At 45.0% G+C, this 26,049-nt stretch carries 25 protein-coding genes; 8 read left to right on the top strand and 17 right to left on the bottom strand.

Annotated features, from left to right (window positions below):
* The first annotated feature begins 42 nt into the window (after nucleotides 1-42).
* Nucleotides 43-1,296, top strand: coding sequence for an MFS transporter (locus ACH19P_RS08255; RefSeq protein WP_462158121.1), 1,254 nt, complete (start codon nucleotides 43-45; stop codon nucleotides 1,294-1,296).
* A gap of 9 nt (nucleotides 1,297-1,305) precedes the next feature.
* Nucleotides 1,306-2,841: a trehalase family glycosidase gene (locus ACH19P_RS08250; RefSeq protein WP_462158120.1), complete on the top strand. Its 1,536-nt coding sequence runs from the start codon at nucleotides 1,306-1,308 to the stop codon at nucleotides 2,839-2,841.
* Nucleotide 2,842: 1 nt separating this feature from the next.
* On the opposite strand, the gene ACH19P_RS08245 is transcribed toward ACH19P_RS08250, so the two are convergent.
* From ACH19P_RS08245 to yceD, 14 genes are all read right to left on the bottom strand, one after another.
* Nucleotides 2,843-4,681, bottom strand: coding sequence for an alkaline phosphatase D family protein (locus ACH19P_RS08245; protein ID WP_462158119.1), 1,839 nt, complete (start codon nucleotides 4,679-4,681; stop codon nucleotides 2,843-2,845).
* Nucleotides 4,682-4,701: 20 nt separating this feature from the next.
* Nucleotides 4,702-5,481, bottom strand: a complete 780-nt coding sequence (locus tag ACH19P_RS08240; RefSeq protein WP_462158118.1) for a TatD family hydrolase — start codon at nucleotides 5,479-5,481, stop codon at nucleotides 4,702-4,704.
* Nucleotides 5,482-5,516: 35 nt separating this feature from the next.
* Nucleotides 5,517-5,843: a PilZ domain-containing protein gene (locus ACH19P_RS08235; protein WP_347390760.1), complete on the bottom strand. Its 327-nt coding sequence runs from the start codon at nucleotides 5,841-5,843 to the stop codon at nucleotides 5,517-5,519.
* Between the two features lie 13 nt (nucleotides 5,844-5,856).
* Nucleotides 5,857-6,756 (bottom strand): DNA polymerase III subunit, encoded by a 900-nt coding sequence (locus tag ACH19P_RS08230; protein ID WP_462158117.1) that lies wholly within the window; start codon nucleotides 6,754-6,756, stop codon nucleotides 5,857-5,859.
* Nucleotides 6,756-7,379 (bottom strand): dTMP kinase, encoded by a 624-nt coding sequence (gene tmk / locus ACH19P_RS08225; RefSeq protein ID WP_462158116.1) that lies wholly within the window; start codon nucleotides 7,377-7,379, stop codon nucleotides 6,756-6,758. Before tmk ends, ACH19P_RS08230 begins: the two co-directional genes overlap by 1 nt.
* Nucleotides 7,369-8,358: an endolytic transglycosylase MltG gene (gene mltG / locus ACH19P_RS08220; protein ID WP_462158115.1), complete on the bottom strand. Its 990-nt coding sequence runs from the start codon at nucleotides 8,356-8,358 to the stop codon at nucleotides 7,369-7,371. The genes tmk and mltG overlap by 11 nt, the downstream gene beginning before the upstream one ends.
* The gene (gene pabC / locus ACH19P_RS08215) at nucleotides 8,355-9,158 is read right to left on the bottom strand and encodes an aminodeoxychorismate lyase (protein WP_462158114.1); all 804 of its coding nucleotides are present in this window, start codon (nucleotides 9,156-9,158) and stop codon (nucleotides 8,355-8,357) included. Before pabC ends, mltG begins: the two co-directional genes overlap by 4 nt.
* Nucleotides 9,159-9,240: 82 nt before the next feature.
* Nucleotides 9,241-10,479: a beta-ketoacyl-ACP synthase II gene (fabF, locus tag ACH19P_RS08210; RefSeq protein ID WP_462158113.1), complete on the bottom strand. Its 1,239-nt coding sequence runs from the start codon at nucleotides 10,477-10,479 to the stop codon at nucleotides 9,241-9,243.
* A gap of 81 nt (nucleotides 10,480-10,560) precedes the next feature.
* A complete protein-coding gene (gene acpP, locus ACH19P_RS08205; RefSeq protein ID WP_462158112.1) occupies nucleotides 10,561-10,797 on the bottom strand; it encodes an acyl carrier protein in 237 nt (78 codons plus the stop codon).
* A gap of 243 nt (nucleotides 10,798-11,040) precedes the next feature.
* Complete coding sequence (gene fabG / locus ACH19P_RS08200; RefSeq protein ID WP_462158111.1) at nucleotides 11,041-11,787, bottom strand: 3-oxoacyl-ACP reductase FabG; 747 nt, start codon at nucleotides 11,785-11,787, stop codon at nucleotides 11,041-11,043.
* Between the two features lie 11 nt (nucleotides 11,788-11,798).
* Entirely contained in the window at nucleotides 11,799-12,725 is a 927-nt protein-coding gene (gene fabD, locus ACH19P_RS08195; protein WP_462158110.1) for an ACP S-malonyltransferase, read from the bottom strand.
* Nucleotides 12,726-12,798: 73 nt separating this feature from the next.
* Nucleotides 12,799-13,836, bottom strand: a complete 1,038-nt coding sequence (gene plsX, locus ACH19P_RS08190) for a phosphate acyltransferase PlsX (protein WP_462158109.1) — start codon at nucleotides 13,834-13,836, stop codon at nucleotides 12,799-12,801.
* Nucleotides 13,837-13,847: 11 nt separating this feature from the next.
* Nucleotides 13,848-14,018: a 50S ribosomal protein L32 gene (rpmF, locus tag ACH19P_RS08185; RefSeq protein WP_105190738.1), complete on the bottom strand. Its 171-nt coding sequence runs from the start codon at nucleotides 14,016-14,018 to the stop codon at nucleotides 13,848-13,850.
* A 10-nt stretch (nucleotides 14,019-14,028) separates the two neighbouring features.
* On the bottom strand, nucleotides 14,029-14,553 hold the full coding sequence (gene yceD / locus ACH19P_RS08180) for a 23S rRNA accumulation protein YceD (protein ID WP_462158108.1): 525 nt from the start codon (nucleotides 14,551-14,553) through the stop codon (nucleotides 14,029-14,031).
* A 120-nt stretch (nucleotides 14,554-14,673) separates the two neighbouring features.
* Between yceD and ACH19P_RS08175 the strand changes: the two genes are divergently transcribed.
* Complete coding sequence (locus tag ACH19P_RS08175) at nucleotides 14,674-15,261, top strand: Maf family protein (protein WP_462158107.1); 588 nt, start codon at nucleotides 14,674-14,676, stop codon at nucleotides 15,259-15,261.
* Between the two features lie 41 nt (nucleotides 15,262-15,302).
* Here the strand turns inward: ACH19P_RS08175 and ACH19P_RS08170 are convergent, their stop codons facing one another.
* Both ACH19P_RS08170 and rluC read right to left on the bottom strand, forming a co-directional pair.
* A complete protein-coding gene (locus ACH19P_RS08170) occupies nucleotides 15,303-15,950 on the bottom strand; it encodes an HAD-IA family hydrolase (protein ID WP_462158106.1) in 648 nt (215 codons plus the stop codon).
* Complete coding sequence (rluC, locus tag ACH19P_RS08165; RefSeq protein WP_462158105.1) at nucleotides 15,937-16,896, bottom strand: 23S rRNA pseudouridine(955/2504/2580) synthase RluC; 960 nt, start codon at nucleotides 16,894-16,896, stop codon at nucleotides 15,937-15,939. The genes ACH19P_RS08170 and rluC overlap by 14 nt, the downstream gene beginning before the upstream one ends.
* Nucleotides 16,897-17,532: 636 nt before the next feature.
* On the opposite strand from rluC, the gene rne reads away from it, so the two are divergent.
* On the top strand, nucleotides 17,533-20,709 hold the full coding sequence (gene rne, locus ACH19P_RS08160; protein ID WP_462158104.1) for a ribonuclease E: 3,177 nt from the start codon (nucleotides 17,533-17,535) through the stop codon (nucleotides 20,707-20,709).
* A 147-nt stretch (nucleotides 20,710-20,856) separates the two neighbouring features.
* Here rne and yejK read toward each other — a convergent pair whose 3' ends face one another.
* Entirely contained in the window at nucleotides 20,857-21,864 is a 1,008-nt protein-coding gene (gene yejK, locus ACH19P_RS08155; protein ID WP_462158103.1) for a nucleoid-associated protein YejK, read from the bottom strand.
* 65 nt (nucleotides 21,865-21,929) lie between these two features.
* On the opposite strand from yejK, the gene ACH19P_RS08150 reads away from it, so the two are divergent.
* The 4 genes from ACH19P_RS08150 (at nucleotide 21,930) to aceK (ending at nucleotide 26,000) form a co-directional block, all read left to right on the top strand.
* Nucleotides 21,930-22,142 carry a YejL family protein gene (locus ACH19P_RS08150; RefSeq protein ID WP_462158102.1) on the top strand — a complete coding sequence of 71 codons (213 nt, stop codon included), beginning with the start codon at nucleotides 21,930-21,932 and terminating at the stop codon, nucleotides 22,140-22,142.
* A gap of 4 nt (nucleotides 22,143-22,146) precedes the next feature.
* Nucleotides 22,147-23,637 carry a DUF3413 domain-containing protein gene (locus ACH19P_RS08145; RefSeq protein ID WP_462158101.1) on the top strand — a complete coding sequence of 497 codons (1,491 nt, stop codon included), beginning with the start codon at nucleotides 22,147-22,149 and terminating at the stop codon, nucleotides 23,635-23,637.
* 116 nt (nucleotides 23,638-23,753) lie between these two features.
* Nucleotides 23,754-24,239: a hypothetical protein gene (locus ACH19P_RS08140; protein ID WP_462158100.1), complete on the top strand. Its 486-nt coding sequence runs from the start codon at nucleotides 23,754-23,756 to the stop codon at nucleotides 24,237-24,239.
* Nucleotides 24,240-24,305: 66 nt separating this feature from the next.
* On the top strand, nucleotides 24,306-26,000 hold the full coding sequence (gene aceK, locus ACH19P_RS08135) for a bifunctional isocitrate dehydrogenase kinase/phosphatase (RefSeq protein WP_462158099.1): 1,695 nt from the start codon (nucleotides 24,306-24,308) through the stop codon (nucleotides 25,998-26,000).
* The last annotated feature ends 49 nt before the right edge of the window (nucleotides 26,001-26,049 follow it).

The following is a 26,049-nucleotide window of genomic DNA, read 5'->3' as shown; positions in this document are numbered from 1 at the left end:
TGGCGTTAGACTCGGTCAAAAGACACACTGTTAGGTTAACGAATGAACAACAATAACGCCGCCCGACTCAGAATTATACTTGCGATGATAGCCAGCTATTTTCTCTTCGCAATATTGCTAAACAGTGTGGGAACAGTCATTTTGCAAGCCACACACACTATGGGGGTGAGCAAAACCCAGGCCGCCGGCCTAGAGGGATTTAAAGATTTACCCATTGCCTTCGTTTCTTTCTTAGTTGCATCATTCATACCGCGCGTTGGCTATAAGGTTGCGTTACTCGTGGCCATGACGGCGACGCTCGTGGTGTGTTTAATCACCCCTTCAATCAGCCAGTTTTGGATGCTTAAACTCCTATTCGCCACCATTGGTGCGTCATTCGCCTTAGTAAAGGTGTCTGTTTATGCGTTAGTCGGTCAAGTCACCGACAATGCTCAGCAACACTCATCTTTGTTCAGCTTTGTTGAAGGCATGTTTATGGTGGGTGTTTTGAGCGGTTATTGGGTCTTTGCTGCATTTATTGATGATGCATCACCACTGGCTTGGCTGAATGTCTATTATTTGCTTGCAGCCTTGGCATTACTCACATTGTTTATCGTCTTACAAGCCCCAATTACTGCTCCAGAAAAGGCCAAAAATGAGCCTAAGTTAGGCGCATTTGCAGAGTTTGTGTCTATGCTCAAACTATGTGCTCAGCCGCTGGTTTTAATCTTTGTTATTTCAACGTTTTTATACGTACTGATTGAACAAAGTATCGGCACTTGGCTACCAACGTTTAATAACGAAGTATTGCACCTGCCAGTCGATATCAGTGTGCAGCTTACCAGCATTTTTGCCGCGAGCTTAGCGGTAGGACGCTTGCTCGCTGGCACCATTCTACGCTTCATCGGCTGGTATACCTTAGTCAATATGAACTTATTGATGATGGGTATTTTAGTGCTGATCACTCTTCCTATTGCCGCCAACTATCACCCGCTGGCAATCAATAGCATTTTTGACGTGCCTTTTGCGGCCTTATTGATGCCCCTTATCGGTTTATTTATGGCACCCATCTATCCCATTTTGAACTCTGCGATGTTAAGCAGCCTTGCACCGCACATGCACGCAAAAATGACTGGCTTAATTGTGGTGTTTTCAGCATTGGGTGGGACCTTCGGCTCACTGCTTACCGGATTACTGTTTGCAAAGCTAGGCGGTGTTAACGCCTTTTACAGTGTGCTCGTACCTATTACCTTGATTGCGAGCGCACTCTTTTTCTTCAACAAACGCACCAAAGCGTTGCAACACGCGGCGAGTTAAGGAGTTGATATGCAATTTTTCCATGCACCTTTATTTCTAGCCGTACAACAGGCCAATATATTTCCTGACAGCAAAACCTTTGCTGATGCGCTGCCTATTCCTAGCTGGTCACACGTTTGCGCCCTGTATGACGAGCAGCTGCCAGCAGGCGATGAGTTAAAGACATTTGTACACAGCCATTTTTCATTTGCTCAAAAACCGGAGCTAGATCCACTGGGTGAGATGGCTAACGTGGGTGAGTACATTCATACTTTGTGGGATAAACTAGCGCGTCCGCCAACAAGCGAAGTTCAAGGGTCACTGTTAGCACTGGCACACCCTTATACGGTACCTGGTGGGCGTTTTAACGAAATTTACTATTGGGATTCTTATTTCACCGCGCTGGGGCTAATTGACCACGGAAATGTAGTACAAGTGGCAAATATGCTCGATAATTTTATCGACTTAATCGAGCAATTCGGACATGTCCCCAACGGTAATCGCAGCTATTATGTGAGTCGTTCGCAACCACCCATTTGCGCGCTAATGGTGGACTTATTGTGGCCTCATTATCATACAGACAGTCGTTGGGTCTCGCGGGTATGCAGTGCGCTTGAACGCGAGTATGCATTTTGGATGTCGCAAGAAGCTGCGCCTTTTGGTGGGCGACTCGTCACTATGCCCTGTGGTGCAAAGCTCAATCGCTATTGGGACAACGACCCAAGCCCTCGCCCTGAGTCTTACAAAGAAGATCTAGCTGAAGCTCAGCATCTAACTCAGAGCGAACAACAAAAATTATATCGCCATATCAGAGCTGCATGTGAATCTGGATGGGATTTCAGCAGCCGTTGGCTAGCAGACCCGCAAAAACTTGAGTCCATTCGCACGTGTGACATTGTGCCTGTGGACTTAAACGCTCTGATGTACCAATTAGAAGCAACGCTGGCCACGTGTTTTGCGCACTTAAATATCAAAGCCAAGGCGGTTCATTTCAAAGCCCTTGCGACAGGCCGCAAGAGACTGATCAATAAATATTTTTGGAATAGTGAATGTGGTCAATTTGTGGACTGGGTGCACAGTGAATCGGCACAAAGTTCGGTGCATTCACTCGCGACCGTCGTACCTATGTTTGTCGGCATGTGTAATGACCATCAAGCACAGCAAATTGGCCATGCGCTAGAAACTGAATTTTTGCGCCAAGGCGGTTTAGTAACGACTGCGATAGACAGCGGACAACAATGGGATACCCCAAACGGCTGGGCACCTCTTCAATGGTTTGCAGTGGCGGGCTTACTAAAATACGCGCAGCACGACCTAGCCTTCGATATAGTGAGCAGATGGCTGGACATGATAGAACACAGCTTTGCCAAAAGCGCCTGCTTGCTCGAAAAATACAATGTGTGCGCGCCTGATGCACTGGCCGGTGGCGGCGAATATACTGTACAACAGGGCTTTGGCTGGACCAATGGTGTCACCAGCCGTTTTTATGAACTGTTTAAAACAAAGAATCGACCTGACAGTCTCATTAGCTTGTATCAAAGCCACCTGCCAGCTTTACAGGACTAAACTATAACTCATATTCAGTCACTGAGCCGTCGCTGTGGAATAAGCGGTAGCGGCTCAAATTCCCATGTTCTAACTCTACTAGGCTAATTGCCGCATGGCTTACTAGGTGCTTCTGTGGCCCAGAGGTGGTGTCGTGCTTATCAACTTTCATCTGCCAACGCTTGGTGAACAAGTTCAAAGGGCTGCGTGGCGAATACAAAATTGAATCGAGCTTATCGAGGAAATTAATGAGCTTACGGGGAAACTCGTTCTTAATGCCACTCGCGGTAAGTTGCCAGATTCGATTGTCTCTATCACCAAAGCGTGCCTTTACAGAAAAACAAAATGAATAGTGAACATCACCTGAGAGGATGATGGTTTCTTCAGGTGTCTCACCGCGCCTGAAAATATTTAGCAACTTTTTAGCCGAGCCTTCATGGGCCATCCAGTTTTCACAATCCACCATGAGTGGTTTGCCGCACAGCGTAAAAATTGCTTGAATCGCTTCTATAGATTTCACCCCAAACACCGGTGCAGGTGAAACCAATATGACCTGTTCACTGCCCTCCAGCGTATTCTCAAGTTCTAACAAGCGCTGCCAATCGAGCAGCCCAGAAGGTTCATTAAAGTCTTGTTCACTGCGCCAACGATGAGTTCGGGTATCAAGCACCACCACATTGGGGGACGTCGCCAATTCAAAATGCCAATAGTCGTAATCAAACACCGCTTTAGACGCACTTTTTAGTTGCCATTGCTGATTGACCAAATGCTTGTCTAGCAATGAAAAAAACGGCCAATTTTGTTCATTTGAGGTGTTGCCCCACCCTTGGAACAGAGCGTAAGAGAGCATCGCGTTGCGAATGATGCCACTGCTTGTAGGATGGGTGTAGACGGCTTGCTCCCAGTTCGCTGTCAGATTCCAATCGTCGGTAACGTCATGGTCATCAAAAATCATCAAGGTACTAACATGAGCCATGAGTCTGCTTGCATGTTTTTGTGTTTGTGCCAGACGACTAAGGTGTGTAAGTTCCGCTTCAAACTGCCCTTTATGCGGATGCCCAGATTCGAGTGCGTACTTCTTAAGATCAATAAGTTGCCAAGCAGTGGCTGATAGGCTCAGCAGATACAGAGCAATAAACTCTTCGAAATGAATCAAATGATTGGCACTTTTGACACTACTGAAGTGGGGTTCATCTTTGCGCAGCCAGTAGCCTGTGTGCCATTTAGATAATTCCTGCCATGGCGTTTTTGGTAGGATTTCAGCGCGCTTGTATAGGGTTGCTTGAATATCACTACCACTGCAAACCAAGGGTGTTTGTTCTTTATAAATACCCAGTTTATCGATCAGTTCATATATCGCCAGGAGCATGGGTCCGGCGACATCATCTGCATAGATTTGGTCACCCGACATAATAAGAAGCTGCGCTCGTTGCGCTAAATCAACAGCCGCAAGCGATTGCTCAATCAGCTTATCTGCCTGTATCAGAGCATCGTCGCTGTAATGATGTGGATTTCGGCAAGAACCATGCAATACGCTGTGTAATTGCTTTGGTACCAGCAAACTAGGAAGCTCACAGCTGGGGTAACACACGTCACTCAAATCAATGGCTTCATCAGCATCGAATAAACGGTAACTCAGAGGTACATCACATGGAAATTGGCCTTCAGCGGGGTGCAAAGTGCAACTATAGAGAAAAAGTTTGTCGCCAAGACGGCTCAGGTAACTTTGTTGATGGGCGTTAACCCCAACAAGTTCAATACGTGGGTTAATCTCTGCTGACGTCGCAACCTGTATACGAATAAGGTTAGATTCAGCACGGCGAATAACTGGGCCAAGCAGTAGCAGAGGAATATCTGTCACAATCCAAGGCCCATTGTTGATTAACGCCTTTTAATGCCGCTAAACAAACGATAAAAGTTATCGGTTGTTGCCATTGCCAGCTCTTTATAGCTGATGCCTTTAAGCTCAGCAATGTAATAGGCAACGTCTTGTACGTAGGCTGGCTGATTTGTTTTGCCTCGGTGAGGAACCGGCGCTAGATAGGGTGAATCGGTTTCAATAAGCAAACGATTTAACGGCACATGTTTAACCACATCGCGCAGCTGCTCAGCATTTCTAAAAGTAACAATACCTGAGATTGAAATATAGAAGCCCATGTCCATGGCCTTTGTCGCCATATCCAAGTCTTCAGTGAAGCAATGTAATACGCCACCACACTGCTGCGCTTTATGTTCGCGCATTAAATTAATGGTGTCTTCACGTGCATCTCGAGTATGAATAATCAGCGGTTTGTTGAGTTCATTTGCAACTTGAATGTGTCCCACGAAGCTCTCTTGTTGGACCGGCTTCGTTTCAGCGCTGTAGTAATAATCAAGACCTGTTTCACCAATCGCCACAACTTTTTCATGTACAGCAAGCTTTCTGAGCAAATCGATATCAAGTGCGTCTTTTTGGTCCAGCGGGTGCACGCCACATGATGCCGATACATCATTAAACTGCTGAATTTTCTCCAGCATACCTGGGAACTGGTCCAGTGTTACGCTCACACATAAAAAATGTTCAACATCTTTAGCACGTGCGTGTTCAAGCACGCCCGCCAAATCCGTGTCTAATTTGTCAAATTCCAACCTATCTAGGTGGCAATGGGAGTCTACTATCATGAATTACTGCAAGTTGGCGGTAAGGCGCAAGCGCCTTACATGGTGTACGTTGGATGGCCTGAGTTTAACATAGTGCCCAGCATTTTTTCGATTTTATCTTTCAAATGCGCTTTATCATCAATAAAACCGATACCAATTCCTGGTGGGTTGGAACTTTGTGCACCAATTGGCGTTACCCACACTACTTTACCGGTCACGACGTCATCTTCAAGTGAATCAGGCAGCGTCACGCGTAGTGCGAGTGATTGACCCATCTCATAATTCATATTTGTACGCACAAATAACCCGCCTGTTTTCAGGTAAGGCATATAACAGCGATATAGTTCGTCTAGATCGTCTAATTCGACAAGTAGCTCTTGCACAGCGGCTCCTTTGTTATCCTAATTCTTGCTTTAGCACACGTAATAATTGCGACAGTGCTAAAGTCATATTTATCCCGGGTGTTTGCACTAAATGTTCACTGAACTGCTTTAATTGAGCATTACAGCGTTCTAATGCGTCAAATGCTAATCCTTGATAAGATTTGTGCAATAAGTATTGGCTGATGAACAGCCTAAAGATAGCAATATATTGTGAGTTTTGCGTCAAAATATCAACAAGCTTTTGCTCATCTGCGTTTATTTGTTCATTATAAACAGCTTGATACAGGGCCTGAATTTTCTCAAGCTCATCATTCTCTTGCCAGTGACGTAACAACAATGGTTGCGAGTGGTACATGGCAGAAAAATCATACCCAAGCGCCTCGCTGGCATTGTCTTTAAGCCAATTCTGTAGCTGAGGGCCCACAGTTACGTTCACTTGTTGTTTTGCACAACGACTTAATATGGTGGCAGACAAGTTTGCTGTACCCGGTGCCAATAACCATATATAACAAGCTGAGTTGGGTTCTTCCAGTGTTTTTAATAAGGCATTGCTCGCCGCTACTGTCATGCGTTGCGCATCTGGAACAATGACACACTTCGCACCACCTTGTTGCGCGCTATGAACTATAAAGTCGCCAATCGCGCGAATTGAATCCACACCAATACTGCCACCTTCATCACTGATAATCATTAAATCTGGATGTGTACCGGCTTGATTTAATTTACACCCTTTACATCGACCGCACGGTTGCATTTTCTCGCTTTGTTCACACAACAAAGCTTCGCACAAGCTCTGTGCTAAGGCTCTTTTACCAGTGCCTTCTTTGCCATAAAGTAAATGAGCATGATGCAACCGATTCTGCTGGTGCTGATTGGCGTATTGTTCGACGAGTGAGGCAAGCCAAGGAAACATTACTTATTCTCTATGAACTGTTGCAAAGCCGCAGTTATCGCTGCGTGGACTTCTGCCATTGGCTGACTAGCGTCAATCACTACTATGCGCGCATCATTGTGCGCCAAAGCAAGATAGCGCTCACGAGTTCTGATAAAGAAACTCAAATCCTCTTGCTCTATTCTATCAAGTTCACCTCGTCCACGGGCACGCTCTAGTCCTATGGCAGGGTCGATATCCAAATACAAAGTGAGGTCTGGACGAATGTCTGCCAATACGTATTCAGCTAAGAAAGTCATGACCTTTTCATCCACTTGACGACCACCGCCTTGGTAGGCTTGAGACGACAAATCGTGTCTGTCACCCAGTACCCAAGTACCTTCGTCCAATGCAGGTTTGATGACATTTGCTAACAGCTGAGAGCGAGCTGCGTACATTAACAACAACTCTGTTTGCGTGGTAATGCGCTCACCTTGGCACTCTTTCACAACACTTCGCAATTGCTCTGCTACTGGCGTGCCACCGGGCTCCCGTGTCGTGATAAATGTTTTATTATTATTAGTCAATAACTGTGCGCACACGCGCATAGCGGTTGATTTACCACTGCCTTCAAGGCCTTCAATTACAATAAATTTAGCTGTCATTTCGACTCTTTAACTGATACTGACGAACGGCTTGATTATGTTCTTCAAGACGTTTTGAAAATTGATGACTGCCATCACCTTTGGCAACGAAATAATAATAGTCCGATTGTGCCGGTTGCACCGCAGCAAGCAGCGCTTTGTGCGACGGCATGGCAATTGGTGTAGGCGGTAACCCATTTATTCTATAGGTATTATATGGAGTAACTTCACGTAGGTGTTTACGCGTGATGTTGCCATCGAATGTCTCTCCAATACCATAAATCACGGTTGGGTCTGTTTGTAAGCGCATCCCTTTGTTCAAGCGATTAACAAACACGGATGCAATCAAAGGTCGCTCTGAGGCGACGCCTGTTTCCTTTTCGATAATTGATGCCAAGATAAGTGCTTCATAGGCATCGTTTAACGGAGTTTGTGCCGAACGCTGTGCCCATACATCGGCCAATGTCTGATCCATCTTATCGTAGGCACGCATGAGAATTTGCTCTGCCGTTTCGTTAGCATGATAGTGATAGGTGTCTGGGAACAGTTTACCTTCGAATTGCTCGTTAAGTGGTTGGCCCAAAAACGTGTCACCCCACTTTATTGATTTGGATACGTACTGCGCTTGCGCCAATTTTGCGAGTACTTGGCGTAGATTGTCGCCTTCGATAATGGTAAAGCTAAACTCGTGCTCTTGTCCAAGGCTTATCTTGCGAAATGCTTCGAGCACAGTACCCGGTTCGATGTCATATAACCCAGCTTTGATGTCTGTAAGGCTTGGGTCGAGTTTTGCTAAAATCTGGTAACGCCAGCAGTCTTCTAGCCAGCCTTTTTGTAGCCACTGCTGACAAAGCTTATTGAAGCCTGTGCCATTGGGTACCTCCACCAATTGCGATTGGTTAATACCTAGTGGCGCCTCCATGGTTTTTTCGAGATGATAATAACCGAAAGAACACACGCCCAATGCGAGTAACAACACACTCGCCAAAACCTTAATCATACAGATAATCCCTGTTGTGCCAACACACTATGACTTACATCGAGGTTGTAATTATGGTGAGCGATGCGCGAAATAGGCACCAGCCCCATGAGACTATTACAGCAATAGACCGCTTCCATTGAAAATAGCTCCGCCAGTGAGACATTACGGCTAACTATGTCAAACTGCTGTTGCAAATGCGCCAAAAATACACCTTGAATGCCAGCTTGTTGCAAACTCGGCGTGTACCACTGACCTTGCTGGTACATCAATAGGTTGGCACTGGACGTTTCTATAACATTGTCGTTGGTATCCAAGACTAATACATCGTCACTGTGCTGTTGAGCCGCTTCTTGTTTGACCAGCACTTGCTCTAATCGATTCAAAGTCTTAAGCCCAGCCAGAAGAGGCTGTTGAGCGAGACGTGTTTTTGCAACTGATAAACTCATCCCTGACTTAGGGAGATGAGCATAGTTTTCAGGGAAAGGTAATAACCGAATAATGCGCGTTGCATCCACATCGCTTGGTGGTGCGTAGCCACGACCACCGTTGCCACGCGTGATTACGATTTTAAGCACTGCATCTTGCTCTGGCGCACCAGACAACAGTGTTGCCATGTCTTGTTCAATCGCCGCGAAATTTAAATCACCGAAGCCCAGTCGCTGCGCGCATTCTTCTAAGCGTTTGTGATGCAAATGCCATAGTTGTACTTCACCGAACGACACCTTCGCAGTTGTGAAAAAGCCATCACCGTAGTTAAAACCACGGTCATTGATGTCTATTACGCCGGAAGGCTTGCCGTTTATAATTGTTTTTGTCATAAAAAAAGCTCGGTCATAACCGAGCTTATGTTACCAGCATAGGCCTTACTAGGTCTACGCTGGTAGGCAGTAGATTTCATTGTTAGATCTTTTTGAACAACAATGAACCGTTGGTGCCACCGAAACCGAATGAGTTACACAATGCGTAATCTAGTTTTACGTCACGCGCTGTGTGCGCGATGTAATCTAGGTCGCAACCCTCATCAGGATTATCTAAATTGATAGTCGGTGATACTTTTTGATCTTGCAGTGACAACACCGTAATGATTGATTCAACTGAACCCGCAGCACCGAGTAAGTGACCCATCATTGACTTTGACGAGCCAACCATGACTTTATCTGCTGCAGCGCCAAAGATGCTTTTCACGGCACTTGTTTCAGCTTTATCACCTGCTGGTGTCGACGTTCCGTGAGCATTGATATAACCCACTTGTTCCGCATTGATGCCTGCATCTTTGATAGCATTTGCCATAGCAAGAGCCGCACCAGCGCCGTCTTCAGGAGGTGACGTCATGTGATACGCATCGCCACTCATACCAAAGCCTACTAGCTCAGCATAAATCTTAGCACCGCGTGCTTTTGCGATTTCATATTCTTCAAGAACAACCACACCGGCACCATCTGATAGTACAAAACCGTCACGGTCTTTGTCCCAAGGGCGTGATGCCGCTTGTGGATTGTCGTTACGCGTAGACAATGCACGTGCAGCGCTAAAGCCGCCCATGCCCATAGGCGTAGACGCTTTTTCTGCACCACCGGCTACCATTGCATCCGCATCGCCGTATGCAATCATACGTGCAGCGTGACCAATGTTGTGAAGGCCAGTAGTACATGCTGTAACGATTGAAATGTTCGGTCCGCGCAGGCCCTTCATGATAGAAAGGTGCCCTGAAATCATGTTTATGATCGTTGATGGAACATAAAACGGTGATAATTTGCGTGGCCCAACATTTAAAAGCTTTTCATGGTTTTCTTCGATTAGTGATAATCCACCAATCCCTGAGCCCACTGCTACACCTACACGGTCAGCGTTTGCTTCTGTCACTTCAAGACCGGAATCTTCAAGAGCCTGCAAACCTGCTGCGATGCCATATTGGATAAACAAATCCATTTTCTTTGCATCTTTTTTCGCCATGTAGTGAGTGGCATCAAAATCTTTAATTAATCCAGCAAACTTGGTACCGAAGTCTGTTGTATCGAAATGGGTAATTGGCCCAATGCCACTTTGTCCATTTAATAAGCCCTGCCAGGTTGACGCTACATCATTACCCAGCGGCGTAAGCATACCTAAGCCAGTAACTACGACTCGACGTTTAGCCACGGTGTCCTCCAAAAGGGAATAAAAGATGGGGTCTCAGATAGACTAAGGGCAGCGGATGCTGCCCTTAAAGAAATGCGTTGATTACTCAGCGTGAGCAGTAACGTAGTCGATAGCTGCTTGAACTGTAGTGAATCTCTCAGCTTCTTCGTCTGGAATCTCAGTGTCGAATTCTTCTTCTAGCGCCATTACTAGCTCAACAGTATCAAGAGAGTCAGCACCTAGATCATCAACGAAAGACGCTTCAGATTTTACTTCTTCTTCTTTAACACCTAGTTGCTCAACGATGATTTTCTTTACGCGTTCTTGGATGTCGCTCATTCTTCTTTCCTTTATTTAAACGCTACTGCGTTATTTTTTCAGATTGCGGCGTAGTTTACGCAGCATATTTGTCTTGTTCAAGGATTTGCCCAGAGTTTTTTGTCTGGTCAAACCTCTACTCATGTAAAGTTGACCTTTTATCGCCCATTTTCATAGCGATTTCAAGTATGTTTAAAGCAAGATCACAAAAACTTCAATGTAAAAATGCGACTTTTTGTGACCTATTTCAGCTTTTAAAAAGCCTTAAACCATGTACATTGCGCCGTTAACGTGCAGCGTTTCGCCCGAAACGTATGCTGCTGCGTCAGACGCCAAATAGCACACAGCCGCAGCAATTTCATTCGGCTGACCAAGGCGACCTGCTGGCACATTTGCAAGCGTCGCTGCTTTTTGCTCGTCAGTTAGCTCATCTGTCATATCGGTTTGAATAAAACCAGGTGCAACAACGTTTACTGTGATGCCACGAGAAGCGACCTCACGTGCGAGCGACTTCGAGAAGCCAATAACGCCCGCTTTTGCGGCTGCGTAGTTTGCTTGACCAGCATTACCCATTGTACCCACAACAGAGCCAATGTTAATAATACGACCTGACTTTTTCTTCATCATTGGGCGTAAAACTGCTTTCGATAGACGGAAGATTGACGACAAGTTAGTGTCGATAATGTCCTGCCATTCGTCATCTTTCATGCGCATTAAAAGATTATCGCGTGTGATACCAGCATTATTGACCAGTACATCAACATCACCTAAATCATCTTTAATTGCCGCGAGTGTCTCAGTGATTGAATCCGCGTCAGTTACGTTAAGTTTGTAACCTTTGCCGTTTTCACCTAAATAAGCCGAGATTTTCTCTGCACCACCATCGCTTGTTGCAGTACCTGCAACTTTAGCACCTTGTGCGACAAGTTGCTCTGCAACTGCTTTACCGATTCCACGGCTGGCACCTGTTACAAGTACAACTTTGCCCTCAAGGGAAAATAAATTAGCCATTATTGATTCTCTTATTTTGCTTCATCGCTACTCGCACTGTCATTTACAGCACTGCAGGCGACGTTTTTGTCAATTCGTTTAACAAGACCGGTTAATACTTTACCCGGACCAAATTCGTAGCTTTGTGTAACGCCCATCTTGGCGATAGCTTGAACTGTTTCAGTCCAACGCACAGGGCTGTATAGCTGACGCACGAGCGCATCTTTAATTGCTTCAATATCTTGCTCAGCTGCAACATCAACGTTGTTGATCACGGTGACATTCGGCGCGCTTAGTGCCAATGCATCCAAGTCACCTTTAAGTTGCTCAGCTGCAGGTTTCATCAGTTCACAGTGTGACGGCACGCTTACAGCAAGTGGCAGTGCACGTTTTGCACCCGCTTCTTTACATGCTTCACTTGCACGGTCGACCGCTTCTTTGTTACCCGCGATAACCACTTGACCTGGTGAATTGTAGTTCACCGGCGCAACAACTTGGCCTTGTGCGCTATCAGCACACGCTTTTGCGATGATGTCATCATCCAGACCAATGATAGCAGCCATTGAACCAACGCCCGCAGGTACAGCCTGCTGCATGTATTGCCCACGTTTTTCAACCAATTTCACGCCATCTGCTAGGCTCATCACACCTGCACACACAAGCGCAGAATATTCACCTAAACTGTGCCCCGCTAACACCAGCTCTTTTTCTGGCGCATTTTGTTGCCAGTGACGGAAAATTGCCACAGACGAGCACAATAATGCAGGCTGAGTTCGGTGTGTTTGATTGAGTTCTTCTTCAGGGCCGTTTAGCACTAATGCTGCTAAATCATAGCCTAATGCCTCTGATGCCTCTGCAAAGGTCGCTTTTACAACCTCAGATTCATTAAGAAGCTCAGACAACATGCCAACGCTCTGTGAGCCTTGACCGGGAAATAATATTGCGATTTTTTCAGACATATGCTGCTCTTTCGTATTGTTTTAGCGATGTTCGCGAATTTTAGCAGGCATTAATGAGGTGGGAATGAACGTGCTAGTCCATCTTTTCTTGCTTTGGAGTACTCTCAGCAAAGGCTGCTTGAATTTTCTCTGGCAACTGCCGCTGCACTTCCTTAACAGCCTCATTAATTGCCGCTAGAAATGCACTTGAAGATGCATTTCCGTGACTTTTAACCACTATACCGCGCAATCCTACCAAAGAAGCGCCGTTATACTGGTCGGGGTTCACCTTTTTATAGAGTTTTTTTATGACAGGCATAAGTAATAGAGCCAAACCGCGATAAAGTAAATGCTTTTTCAGGGCTTTAGTCATCTTATGCATGATTAATTTGGCAATGCCTTCACAGGTTTTTAGCGCTACGTTACCTACGAACCCTTCGCAGACTATAACATCGGCTTTTCCACTGAAGATATCACTCCCTTCACTGTAACCTGTGTAATTAATTGCTGGGCACTGAGTCATCAATTTAGCCGCAGCCTTGATGCCTTCATGACCTTTAATATCTTCGGAGCCAATATTCAATAGACTTACTTTAGGTGCTGCTATCCCCTGCACTTCTCTGGCCACTACACTGCCCATCAAACCAAATTGATATAATGTCGGCGCGTCACAATGCACGTTAGCACCAAGATCGAGTAAATACACTGGATTTTTGGTTTCTGTGGGGACTGAAGAGATAAGTGCTGGTCGCTTAATACCGGGCAACATTTTCAGCACGTAGTGGGCCATAGCGAACAATGCGCCTGTATTACCAGAACTAACGCAGGCTTGTGCTTCGCCACTTTTAACCAAATTTAACGCGACACGCATAGATGCATCTTTTTTATTACGAAGTGCATAAGCTGGCTCGTCAGCATTAGTGACTATTTGGGTGCAGTGTTGAATTTTTAATCGTGGATGCTGTAGCGCATCAAGTTGCGAAAGCTGCTCTTGAATTAGCGTTTCGTTACCACAGAGGATCAGGGTAAGTGATGGATGTAAGTGAACCGCTTCTACTGCGGCTGGGATAGATGAACGGGGGCCGTAATCGCCCCCCATCATATCTAACGCAATGGTTAGACTGCGCTGCATAAAGCAATCTCTTATTTAGAAATTACTTTAACGCCTTTGTAGTAGCCGTCTGCAGTGATGTGGTGACGACGGTGAGTTTCACCAGTCACTTTATCAACTGTTAGAGCTGGACCACTGATCGCGTCGTGTGAACGACGCATACCACGTCTTGCACGAGACTTTTTGCTTTTTTGTACCGCCATGAGCCTTCTCCTAAGAATCTTTCTTAAGTTGTTTCAAAATATCAAATGGATTTGGTTTTTCATCTTTTTCATCGATTTTCCCAAAGCTTTTTTGTTGCTCTGAGTAACGACAAGATGCTTCGTCATGCATAGGCACGATAGGAATGGCTAAAATCAATTCATCTTCAACTAATTGTCGAAGATTGACTTCCCCGTTCTCATCAAGCTCCACCACATCGTAGTAATCAGGGAGATGATCGGACTCTGCACCCATGCCAACCGGCGTATACGCAAAGTCTTGCTCCAAATCCAACCCAAACTCTTCATTACAACGCTGACAAACAAGAGTGGCTCGGGTCTTAATAGTCCCAGTGAGCACTGTTAAACCTTGTTGGTCTTGCTTGCAATGAATTTTTACCGCTACTTCACCACTTTCATCCAGCACAACTTGCTCGAAACGAGAAAGTTCGTCAAACATTACAACGCCGTCATATTCTAACTTGCGTTGTGCTGCTCTGCCCGGATCAAGGGTGACGGGAATCTTCACCTTTTGCATAGGGGCTGCATCATATAGATAGTTATCATTAGAGTCAAAATAAAATTCGACTTTCCTTTTGTTTTTCGCCCGATTGCGCCTTATTCTAGGGTCGACATTTAACAATTCGATGATCGGGCAATGAAAACAGCTTTTATCTTAGCCTCAAGTTCGCCATTTAGGCAGCAATTATTAAAAAAAATTATCCCTGAATTTAGTCATTTTGCTCCAGATATTGACGAATCCCCTCTTCCAAATGAAACACTTCAACAATTAGTGCTCAGACTGGCTCTAGAAAAAGCGAAGGTTGCGCACACTTTATACAACTCTGGGATTGTGATCGGGAGCGATCAGGTGGCGCTGCACCGAGGAGAAATACTGGGGAAGCCCCACACAGCGGAAAACGCACATAAGCAATTGGCCCGGTTCAGTGGCGAAAAAGTTGTATTTTTAACCTCTTTGGCTCTTTTAGACCTTGAAACAGGGAAAAATGAAGTCATCGTGGAGCCCTTTGAGGTCTATTTTCGTCAATTAACAGACGCACAAATCAGTAACTACATCGCCAAAGAGCAACCTCTAAATTGTGCAGGTAGCTTTAAAAGCGAAGGACTGGGTATCTGTCTATTTGAAGCGCTAAAGGGCGACGATCCAAATGCGTTGGTCGGTTTACCGCTGTTACGTTTGAACAAGATGTTGCTTGATTGGTGCATTGACCCGTTAGCGCTTTAACAGCGCTTAGCGCAAACCGGCTTTGAGTTGGACACTAATAATTAGAACAATCTCTGCAGTTCTTTGTAGCTATCCACTGTGACAACTGGCTTATATTCTGCTAATTCTTCTCGGCTGTGCACACCAAAGGTCACTCCGATTGCATCCATGTTGGCATTCGCTGCCAGCTGCATGTCGATTTGCGTGTCGCCTATCATTACCGCTTGGTCGGCACCTATAGAAAAATGCGTGAGAATTTGTTCTAACATGTGTGGATGAGGCTTAGATTTGGCTTCACAGGCTGTACGCGTAAAATCAAATAAAGAATGCAGACCAGTCTCGTCTAACAGTCTATCGAGGCCTTTTCTACTTTTACCTGTGGCGACTGCCAGCAAGTAGCCTTTGGCTTTCAACGTAATAAGTGTGGATTCGACGTCAGCAAACAGGGGCGTCGGAGTCGTATCTACTGACAGATAATGATGCTTGTAACCTTGTGTTAGGGCGTCATGAAATTCTGCATGCTCTGGAAATAACGTTTCCATCGCTGTATCTAAACTCAAGCCAATGATGTTTTTTGCACTGTGCTCGTCTGGTTCTGGAATGCGCAACGCTCGCGCAGCACTTTGCAGCGTCGCGACGATTTTCGGCACCGAGTCCATGACGGTGCCATCCCAATCGAAAATAAGTACTCGCTTATTAGCTATTTTCACGCAAGCGTTCCAAACAATTCTCCAATGCAGCATCTAAAGGTGCTTCCAGCGCCATTGTTGTTTCATTCTTGGGGTGGAAGAAACGTAATTCGCGAGCATGAAGGAATAAACGCCCTAATCCCGATGCGCGCATTTGTGCATCGAATGCTTGGTCACCGTATTTATCATCACATGCAATCGGATGACCTTTACACTGAGTATGCACACGAATTTGGTGTGTACGGCCCGTAACCGGTGATGCTTGCACCAAAGAGCAACCTTCAAAACGTTCTAATACACGAAAACGCGTATGCGACGCTTTACCGCGCTCATGGTCAACACGCACCACTCGCTCACCTGATTGCAAGGTATTTTTGTTCAGTGGTTCGTTGACGTTACGTACTTTGGCATCCCACTGTCCTGATACGAGTGCCCAATAGTTCTTTTCCATCGTCTTTTCACGCAGTTGTTCGTGTAGAGATTTTAGTACAGAACGTTTTTTCGAGATGAGTAAGCAACCGGAAGTATCGCGGTCAAGACGATGCACTAATTCAAGATTCTTGTCATTGGGTCGAAGAGCACGCAAGGCTTCAATCAAGCCGAAACTCAAACCGCTGCCACCATGAACCGCCATACCTGCAGGTTTATTAATAACAATCAGGTACTTGTCCTCAAATAAAATAGCGTCTTCAAGCTTACTCACTTTTTCCAAATTAGTTGGAATGTGTTGCTCTTCGCGCTCTGCTATTTTGATGGGCGGGATGCGGATCATGTCGCCACTTTGCAGCTTATAAACGGGCTTCACACGCTTTTTGTTAACGCGCACCTCACCTTTGCGCAAAATTCGGTACACCGCGCTCTTAGGCACACCCTTTAGTTTGGTTATTAAAAAGTTATCAATGCGTTGCCCGCTGTAGTCTTCATCAACGGTTACAAAGCAAACCTGGGTGCCAATTGTCTCTTTCATTGCCTAATCACTGATTTGAGTCATAATTTAGTTGCTTATGCAGAGGTTTTAGTGGGATAATCGCCCTTGTAAAACCTGTGTATAACATAGGATTTTACATCACCTTTGGCTTTGGCCAAAACTTGCGTGCAACACATTCTGGGAAAGGCGATCATACAGATTCGAGCTCGTATTTCCACAGCTTTATCTTCCAGAAACCACGTGAGAGCAGTTGCGAGCAATGCGCGTAATAGATTGTGAGTAATACTGCCACCGCAAGAGGTGATCTGCCCATAAGGGCTTTATAGGAAACGAATAATAGAACATTTGGTATTTTGCCGCGGTTACATTGCTATCAATAGCGCCTTTGCAAACTGCCTTTAATTAAACAGAATCATAATGCTATCGACCACCTTGTTGGTGTCTCGGTGAACGACAATTGCTTTGGCTTGCAAAGCGGGTAATGACATTAGATTATCCGCACCAAACTTCGGTGTTGTGCTGCTTGAACAAGCAAGGCCAATACACCCCAAAGTAAACAAAAACGTTAAGCTTTTTCGTTAAAAGCCCAGTCGTGAGACTGCACCTTAAACATAAGAAGAGCGCCGAAAGACCACAGTAGGTCTGGCACTATGTAAAGAATTTAAGAGTAACAATATGAAACGCATGCTAATCAATGCGACGCAGCAAGAAGAAATGCGCGTTGCACTGGTTGATGGCCAGCGCCTGTACGATCTTGACATCGAAAGCCCTGGACACGAACAAAAAAAAGCAAACATCTATAAGGGTAAAATTACCCGTATCGAACCTTCTCTAGAAGCCGCTTTTGTGGACTATGGTGCTGAACGCCATGGCTTCCTACCACTTAAAGAAATCGCTCGTACTTACTTCCCTGATGGCTACACGTTTAGTGGTCGCCCAAATATCAAGGACGTCATTAAAGAAGGCCAGGAAGTTATCGTTCAGGTTGATAAAGAAGAGCGCGGCCAAAAAGGCGCGGCATTGACGACCTTTATCTCTGTTGCCGGTAGCTATCTTGTGCTGATGCCAAACAACCCTCGTGCAGGCGGTATTTCTCGCCGTATCGAAGGCGAAGAGCGCGCAGACCTTAAAGAAGCATTGAGCCGTTTAGAACTTCCTAAAGGCATGGGCCTTATTGTGCGCACAGCAGGCGTCGGTAAATCTTTTGAAGAGCTAGAGTACGATTTACGTGCCCTACTTGTTCATTGGCAAGCAATCAAAGATGCAGCTGACAGCGGTAAAGCACCTTTCTTAATTCACCAAGAAAGTAACGTTATTTTCCGTGCCATCCGTGATTACTTACGTCGTGACATCGGTGAAATTCTTATCGATAAACCTCGCGTGTTTGAAGAAGCGAAAGCGCATATTGAGCGTTTCCGCCCTGATTTCATGAATCGTGTAAAGCTGTATCAAAACGATGTACCGCTGTTCACGCACTACCAGATTGAGAGCCAGATTGAGTCAGCGTTCCAGCGTGAAGTGCGTTTGCCTTCGGGTGGTTCTATCGTAATCGACCCAACAGAAGCGCTTACTTCAATCGATATCAACTCGTCAAAAGCGACTAAAGGTAGCGATATCGAAGAAACGGCGTTAAACACAAACTTGGAAGCGGCCGATGAAATCGCTCGCCAACTTCGTTTGCGTGACTTAGGTGGCTTAATCGTAATCGACTTTATCGATATGACGCCACCACGCCACCAACGTGAAGTTGAAAACCGCCTTAAAGATGCTGCACGTCAAGACCGTGCTCGCGTTCAAATTGGCAAAATTTCTCGCTTTGGCCTGTTGGAAATGTCGCGTCAGCGCCTACGTCCGTCATTAGGTGAAGCAAGTCAAGGTACCTGCCCTCGTTGTAGCGGCCAAGGCACCATTCGCTCGAATGAGTCGATTGCATTGTCTATCCTTCGTCTTATCGAAGAAGAAGCGATAAAAGACAATACGTCACAAGTAAATGCGCAAGTACCAGTAGCGGTAGGTGCCTACTTGTTGAATGAAAAACGACGCAGTGTGCAACGCATCGAAAAGCGCCATAACTGTGATGTGGTGATCATTCCAAATCAACACATGGAAACACCGCATTACGAAGTTGTGCGTTTACGTAAAGATGAGACTCTGGAAGCTGCAAGCTACGAGCAAATTGTTCAGCCTGAGCCAGAGGCCATAGAGTACTCACGTGCACCTGTTGCCCCCCAGCGTGAAGAGCCTGTGCTTAAAGGCGTGGTAATGCCAAAAGAGCCTGCTCCTGTTGCACAGCAAAAGCAACAGCAAGCGCCAGCGAAGACTGAAGAAGGTTTACTTAGCCGTATTGGTAAATGGTTGAAGAGCTTGTTTGCCGGTGATGAAGAGCAAGAGCAAACAAAGAAAAAAGATGACAACAAAGATTGTCGTTCAGGTGATCGTCGTCGCAATAACAACCAACGCCGCCGTAACAATCAGTCACGCAATAAAGGTCGCGGTCAAAACCAGAAAAATACAGACGATAAGCAAGAAAAAGATGCAAACGAGTCTAACGAGCAAAACCGTTCTAATAACGAGCGCTCAGACAATCGTAATAAGCGTCGCCGTTCGCAAAATCGTCGTCGTGACAACCGCAATACCAATGAAGTGGTTGAAGCAACGACCTCTGATGCAGCGGTTGAAGTAAAAGAAGAGCAGCAAGAGCCTAAAAAGCCCAAGCAACGTCGTCAGCGTCGTAACTTACGTAAGAAAGTACGCGTTGAAAATACGGGCTCTGAGCAAGAACTTACTCCACAAGTTGATGCTGAAGTGACCGTTGAACAACCAACTCATGCAGTTACAGAAACTCCTGAGGCGGCTGTTGAACAAAAACAAGCTGAATCAAAACCAGCTAAAACACCGAGTAAGAAAAAAGAATCTGTTGACGACATCAAAATCCAAGATGAGACAGAAAACTCTGAAGCGCAAAGCAACGAAGAGCAAGTAGAAGGTGAAAAAGAAGGTCGCACGCGCACTCGCCGCTCACCTAGACACTTACGCGCTGCTGGCCAACGTCGTCGTCGTGATAAACAAGACAACGAAGGTGAGAAAGCTGCGTTTGTACCAGTCGCTGACCAAGCAATGGCTGAAGAAGCTAAGCAGGAACAACCTGTCGCTGATGTCACGGCTGATGGCCACGAAAATGAAGTTACGACTCAACAGGCAGAAAAGCCTCAGAAAGTAGTTGAAGTTGAAACGACAACTGTTGAGGAAGTCACAGTAGCAAACGAGACTGGTTCTGAAGAAGCTGTAGAAGAAACGAAATCTCCTGTGGCTGAGGAAACAACTGAGGTTGTGGTAGCGGAAGCTTCTGAGCAAACTCAAGTTGAAGAACCTGCTGAGCAAAATGTTGAAACTGAGACAAACTCAGCAGACGAGTCAAGAGACGAGTCAGCACACGAAGACGAGGTTGTTGAATTAGCACCACGTGATGCAGCCGAGGCAGCAGATACGGTAGCTGCTGATAGTGTTGAAGAAACAGTCGAAGTGGTTCAAGAGCAAAATGCTGAGCTTCAGCAACCGGAAGTGATCACTGAAGCTGTTGAACAACCAGAAGTAGCTCAGAACAAAACAGTGAGTAATGGCAATGGCTTTGCAAGTGCACCTATGACGCAACCAAAAGCAGTCGCTCTGGTAGCATCGACACAACCACCAACAGTGATGAGCGTGGAACAACGTGTTGCCGTGCAATACAGCGCTCAAAAGCCTGGTTCAATTGCACCTGTTGGTCATGCATATGCTCAAGCTGCGATACCAAGTGTTACCAAAGCAGACATTGTATCGGAGCCAGCCTCCGAAGCAGTGACTGAAGAGTAACGCTCGGTACAACATATAAAAAGCCGCTATCTTAGCGGCTTTTTTTATTGGATAAACGGACCAATCGGCTGTCATCTTTTGTTCCTGCACAAAAAAAGAGGGCGTATACCCTCTTTAATTGTTACCTCAGAACGCAAAGCATTAAACTCACGCTTTATCGAGTTGGTCTAATTGATCTTTAAGATTAGGTGGTACGCCTTTAATCGTCAGAGTGTCATTTACCGGATCGTAAATAACACGCTCACCGAGATGCTTACGCTCGAAGCCTACACTCACGCCGCCACCCATACCTGACAACTTAACCATCCCTGTAACGGTTTTTTTATCAACTGGAAATGACTCTGCTATATCGTAATTTTGCTGCTGATAAAAATCGTTAAAGCTGGTTTCGTCATCTTTTGAAATAACAGAGCCGATTTCTTCAAGGTTTGCGTCTTCACCGCTGTTGATTCTATCGTTACAGTATTCGAACACTTCTTTACGACGTTCATCCTTTTCTGATTTATCAAAGCCTTGGTCACTCAAATAATCTTCAACCGCTGTCAGCATTGAACGACTTTGCTGTTTAGGATCGATGCCTTCTTCACAACCAAGAAAATCTAAAAAGAAGTCTGCGACCTTACGTCCGGCACGACCTTTGATAAACGAGATATAACGATTTTCATCGGCTTGGGTGTCCCACGCTTGCAAATCGATACGTGCGGCGAGCTGCATTCGGGTAATATCCAAATGACGAGAGGAAGCCAAGTCTAATTCTGATGTGATGCTGTAATGTTCTTTGATATTAATAAGCGCAATTAAGATGTAATCTGTCGCGACATACTGATAATGGCAAAAAATAAGATAACCAGTTTCATTAAAAGCATACTTATCTAGCTCTTCTTTTAATACTTCAGCTGCTTTTTCAGTAACATGCCAAAAGCCCATCTCGTTATTGCGATAACTTTGCATTGAGCTTGCAACAACACTGTTTTTCTCTGGGCTAAACGCACAAAACCCTTTACCAGGTTTACCGTTGTAGGCATGGTGCAATTGCTCGATAAATATATTAACACGCTCATTGATAGGCATTTCGTCATTACGCAAGTGAATTTGGGTATTCTCATCTTCTTTATCTACGTAATGTACAACCAGCTTCTTAACCTCGGTCGTCATCTTTGTTTTTCACTCCTACGGTGTTAAAATACAAGGACATATATAAATCAGTAATGAATCCACCGATGCCAGCGTTATCTAAATACAAAAATGAAGAAGTAGAACAACTTGTGGACCAGCTTATTGCTGTTCTTGCCAACAAAAATGCACCGGTTGATTTAAGCCTGATGTGTCTTGGCAATACTATCACGCATATTATTAAAGAGCATGTGCCTGAAGCAAAAAGAACGTCAGTCGCCCAAAACTTTGCCAATGCTTTAACAGACTCAATCAAGTAGTTTGATGAATCTAGCAACGCAAAACCAATTTTCGTCAAAAGCCAGTCAACTACTGGCTTGGGGCCATTGGTTCACACTAGCCAATATCATTCTTGCGTTGCTCGTGAGCTTGCCATATTTATTCGCTGATGCCTTGCCAACAAGTGCCATCGGTACGTTTTATATGATTATCACCTGGCTAAGTCATACGGCTTTCATCACCTTTTTAGCCTTCGTGCTCACCATATTTCCGCTTTCTTTAGTCTTCCCCTATCCAAGGCACATCAGGGGGATGGCCTCGATTCTCGCGACTGCGGGAATGACACTGCTAGCTGTAGATGCCTTTGTGTACTACAACCTTGGCTATCATCTGAATTATGATTCACTAAGAGAGATACTGTCGCTTTTTTGGCGTAATGTTAGCAATACTCCAGCTCTCTCTACCTTGTTAGTATTAGCCATCATCATGATGATTCTTGGCTACCAGTTATTAGTCAGTAATTACGCATGGCATCACCTAGGCGAGCTCAAACGCCACCGTTTTGGTAAAAAAATCTCTGGTGTACTCGTTTTGTGCTTCGCGATGAGTCACAGTATTCATATTTGGGCTGATGCCGAATTAAAATTCGATATAACCAAGCAAGACAATATGTTGCCGCTGTCATACCCAACAACAGCGAAAGCACTGCTGGCGAAGCATGATCTACTCGATTTAGAACGCTATGAGCAAGCCAGAGCTGTGAGTGTCAATTCACCCACAGTGAGTTTTGTTATGCCAGCGACACTGCCTAGCTGTGAAATTAACGAAACAACCACAGGTATAGACATCCGATTGTTTAGTAGCCAAGACGGACTCGATACATTTGTTAAAAATACCGACGAGATGAGACTCGTAGGTCCTATCTTGCACCCTTCGGATCAACAAGATACTGTTTTTAATGCGTTGTATGGCCTGCCAAGCTACTACCGCGCAAGCATGCAAAAGGACAGCATCGACCCACTGTGGCGCCGCGCCCCTATTACTTTACGCACTTCTCTAAAGGGATATGATTTCATTCACAATGATGAAAATGCCTTGGTAAATGTGAGTTTGGACTCACAAGAGAAAGCGCGCTCAAACACATTAGTATTTGCATTCACTACACACAGCGGAACAACTGAACAAATCACCACAATCAATCAATTGTGGTCTACTGCACCACGACTAAATTCGGTGACTCATATCGTCCAACCACAAGATATTCTTGCAACGGTACTCAGTGAGTTTTGGCAATGCCCTGAATTGGCGCAAAGCGCACTTATTGCGAACAACATGATTGGCGAAAAGCGCTTTGCTGATGTCAATTATTCGCATGGTGTGTTCATCGCATTAAGTAAAGATAGAATCACCTTGCTTTCTAGCGATGGTAGCTTCAAACATATCTCTGCGAGTGAAGGCTTTAGCGTAGACCAAGAACTCAATGTGCCCTACTTAATTCAAGGCATCAAACAACTCAAACGTTTTAACGCTCAATAGTCGCGCTTACCATTTACCTGTTTTTAATACCTTTTTACTACGTCCGTGACATTCAGTTTCAGTTAATCTATATTTGAACTGAGGAATGAGAGGAATAATAATAACGAGGTAGCACAGTGACTAAGTTACTTGCATTTAAAATGGGGATTTGCGCGCTATGCGCAACCTTGTCCACAACCACATTTGCCAATGTAGTTATCTACAAATGCCAAACATCGGAAGGGACTGTTTTCAGCCAATTCCCTTGCGACAACAACGCGCAAGAATTGGAAGTCAAACATTCTAACCCTAATCTCAAAGCCCCTAAAGAGGATTTCTCTAAGCCTTTGACGCAACTAGAGAAGGAACGCAAGCGTGAGAGTATTGAACTGCAAATTCGCAGTACTAAGCATCAAGTAGTGGTGTTAAAACGCGAACGCAGTGCTAGGACCCTCGAGCAAGAGCAAAGACTTGAACGTCTCATGTCAGATGAAGAACGAAAAGCACTTAAAGTAGAAGTGAAAGAAAACATCAAGAACATAGACAAGCGTTACACACAACGTATTAAAGAGTCTGAGAGTAGCTTGGCTTCGCTCCAAAAGTCCTTGGAAAAGTTCCAATAATACTTGCTTTTACAAAGACCCATCGCTTAATCTGGCTTAGAGTATAGACTCTATAGGCAAAAGGACGTGTACGCGCAGGCAATCGCTCAGCAAATTCTTAACGGTTTCTCTAATCACTACAAACTGTTTCAATCAATCACAGCGCAAGCACCTCAAGCTTTCGCAACACGTGATTGGGCATTAATGCGAGAAATAGCGAGTCTTCGTATTAGCTATTACGATGCGCGTGTCAATGAGACTGTTGAAGCACTGCAAACACGCGTCAGCGATCCTGCATCAGAGCCGACGCTTTGGACCAACACAAAGTCGTGTTACCAACAATTTTTACTCTTTCACCCACAAGCCGAACTAGCAGAAACATTTTATAATTCAGTGTTTTGTCGCCTGTTCGAGCGTAAATACTACAATAACGATTTTATCTTTGTACAAGCGACCCTTGCTGATGCACCGGCATTACCAGTTGAGGCGGAATATCGGAGTTATTTTCCCGTCATAGATGGCCTTAAACCGACGATTAGACAAATCATCACTCAATTTGAATTTGGTTGTGAATTTGCGAATTTAGACAGGGATATTCGCTTATTAATGAAAGCGTTTATTAAGCAAGCGCCGGAAACACACGTAAAAAGCCACCAAATGCGCTTTGATATCTTACAAGCGCCTTTTTATCGCGGTCAAGCTGCTTACATTGTAGGTAGAATAGTCTCTGCAGCAGGCTCACAACCCTTCGTCATCGCTGTTTTACACAATAAAAGCAAAGGCTTGTACATAGATGCACTGCTTACGCGTTCATCTCAAATGCGCGTTATATTTGGCTTTGCCCGCGCCTACTTTATGGTGCAAACGCACGCACCTTCTGCACTTGTACACTTTTTAAATCAACTGATGCCAGGGAAGACAAAAGCTGAACTTTACAACGCAATTGGCTTTCATAAACAAGGTAAAACAGAGTTTTATCGTGAATTGTTAGAGCATATGAAGCATTCAAACGAACGCTTTGAGCTGGCAGCAGGTACGCCCGGTATGGTCATGATGGTTATAAACTTACCTTCATTTCCTTACGTATTCAAAGTCATTCGTGACAAGTTCGGTTCCAGTAAGCCTTTTGGTCGTTCAACCGTGCTAGAGCGGTACCAATTAGTAAAGCGACACGATCGCGTCGGGAGAATGGCTGACACACTAGAATATTCCAATGTTGCGTTACCCTTGAGCTGTTTTAGTGAGGAGTTGCTTCACACCCTACAAAATAGTATCTCCAATTCAATGCGCATAGAAGATGACATGCTCATTATCAAACATCTGTATATTGAGCGCAGAATGACGCCTCTCAACCTGTATCTTCAGGAAGTAGACTCCGAACGAGCTGAGCAAGCTATTCGAGAATACGGCCAAGCACTCAAAGACATGATCGCTGCCAATATCTTCCCAGGAGACATGTTGCTAAAAAATTTCGGAGTCACAAAACACCGCCGCGTGGTGTTCTACGATTACGACGAAGTACAATACCTCACAGACATGCAATTTAGAGACTTTGACGGTTTTGATGAAAGCATGCTTTCTGTTGCACCTAACGATGTCTTTCCAGCACAGCTGACTACATTCGTATTACCTAATTTAGCGCATAAGGAAGTGTTTTTGAAATATCATCAGGAACTTACCACAGCGCAGTATTGGCGCCTTGCACAACAAAAAATCAAGCAAGGCGAATACAAACAAGTTTACCCTTATCCTCAAGAACAAAGATTCATACATCTTTGGTAGTGTGTTTCTATCGTATAAGTTACGCTACAATCACTATAAATAATAAAAA

It is taken from the genome of Pseudoalteromonas sp. GB56 (assembly GCF_054923835.1).
The sequence above is the reverse complement of the archived record's forward strand: the minus strand, read 5'-3'. Positions and strand labels throughout refer to the sequence as shown.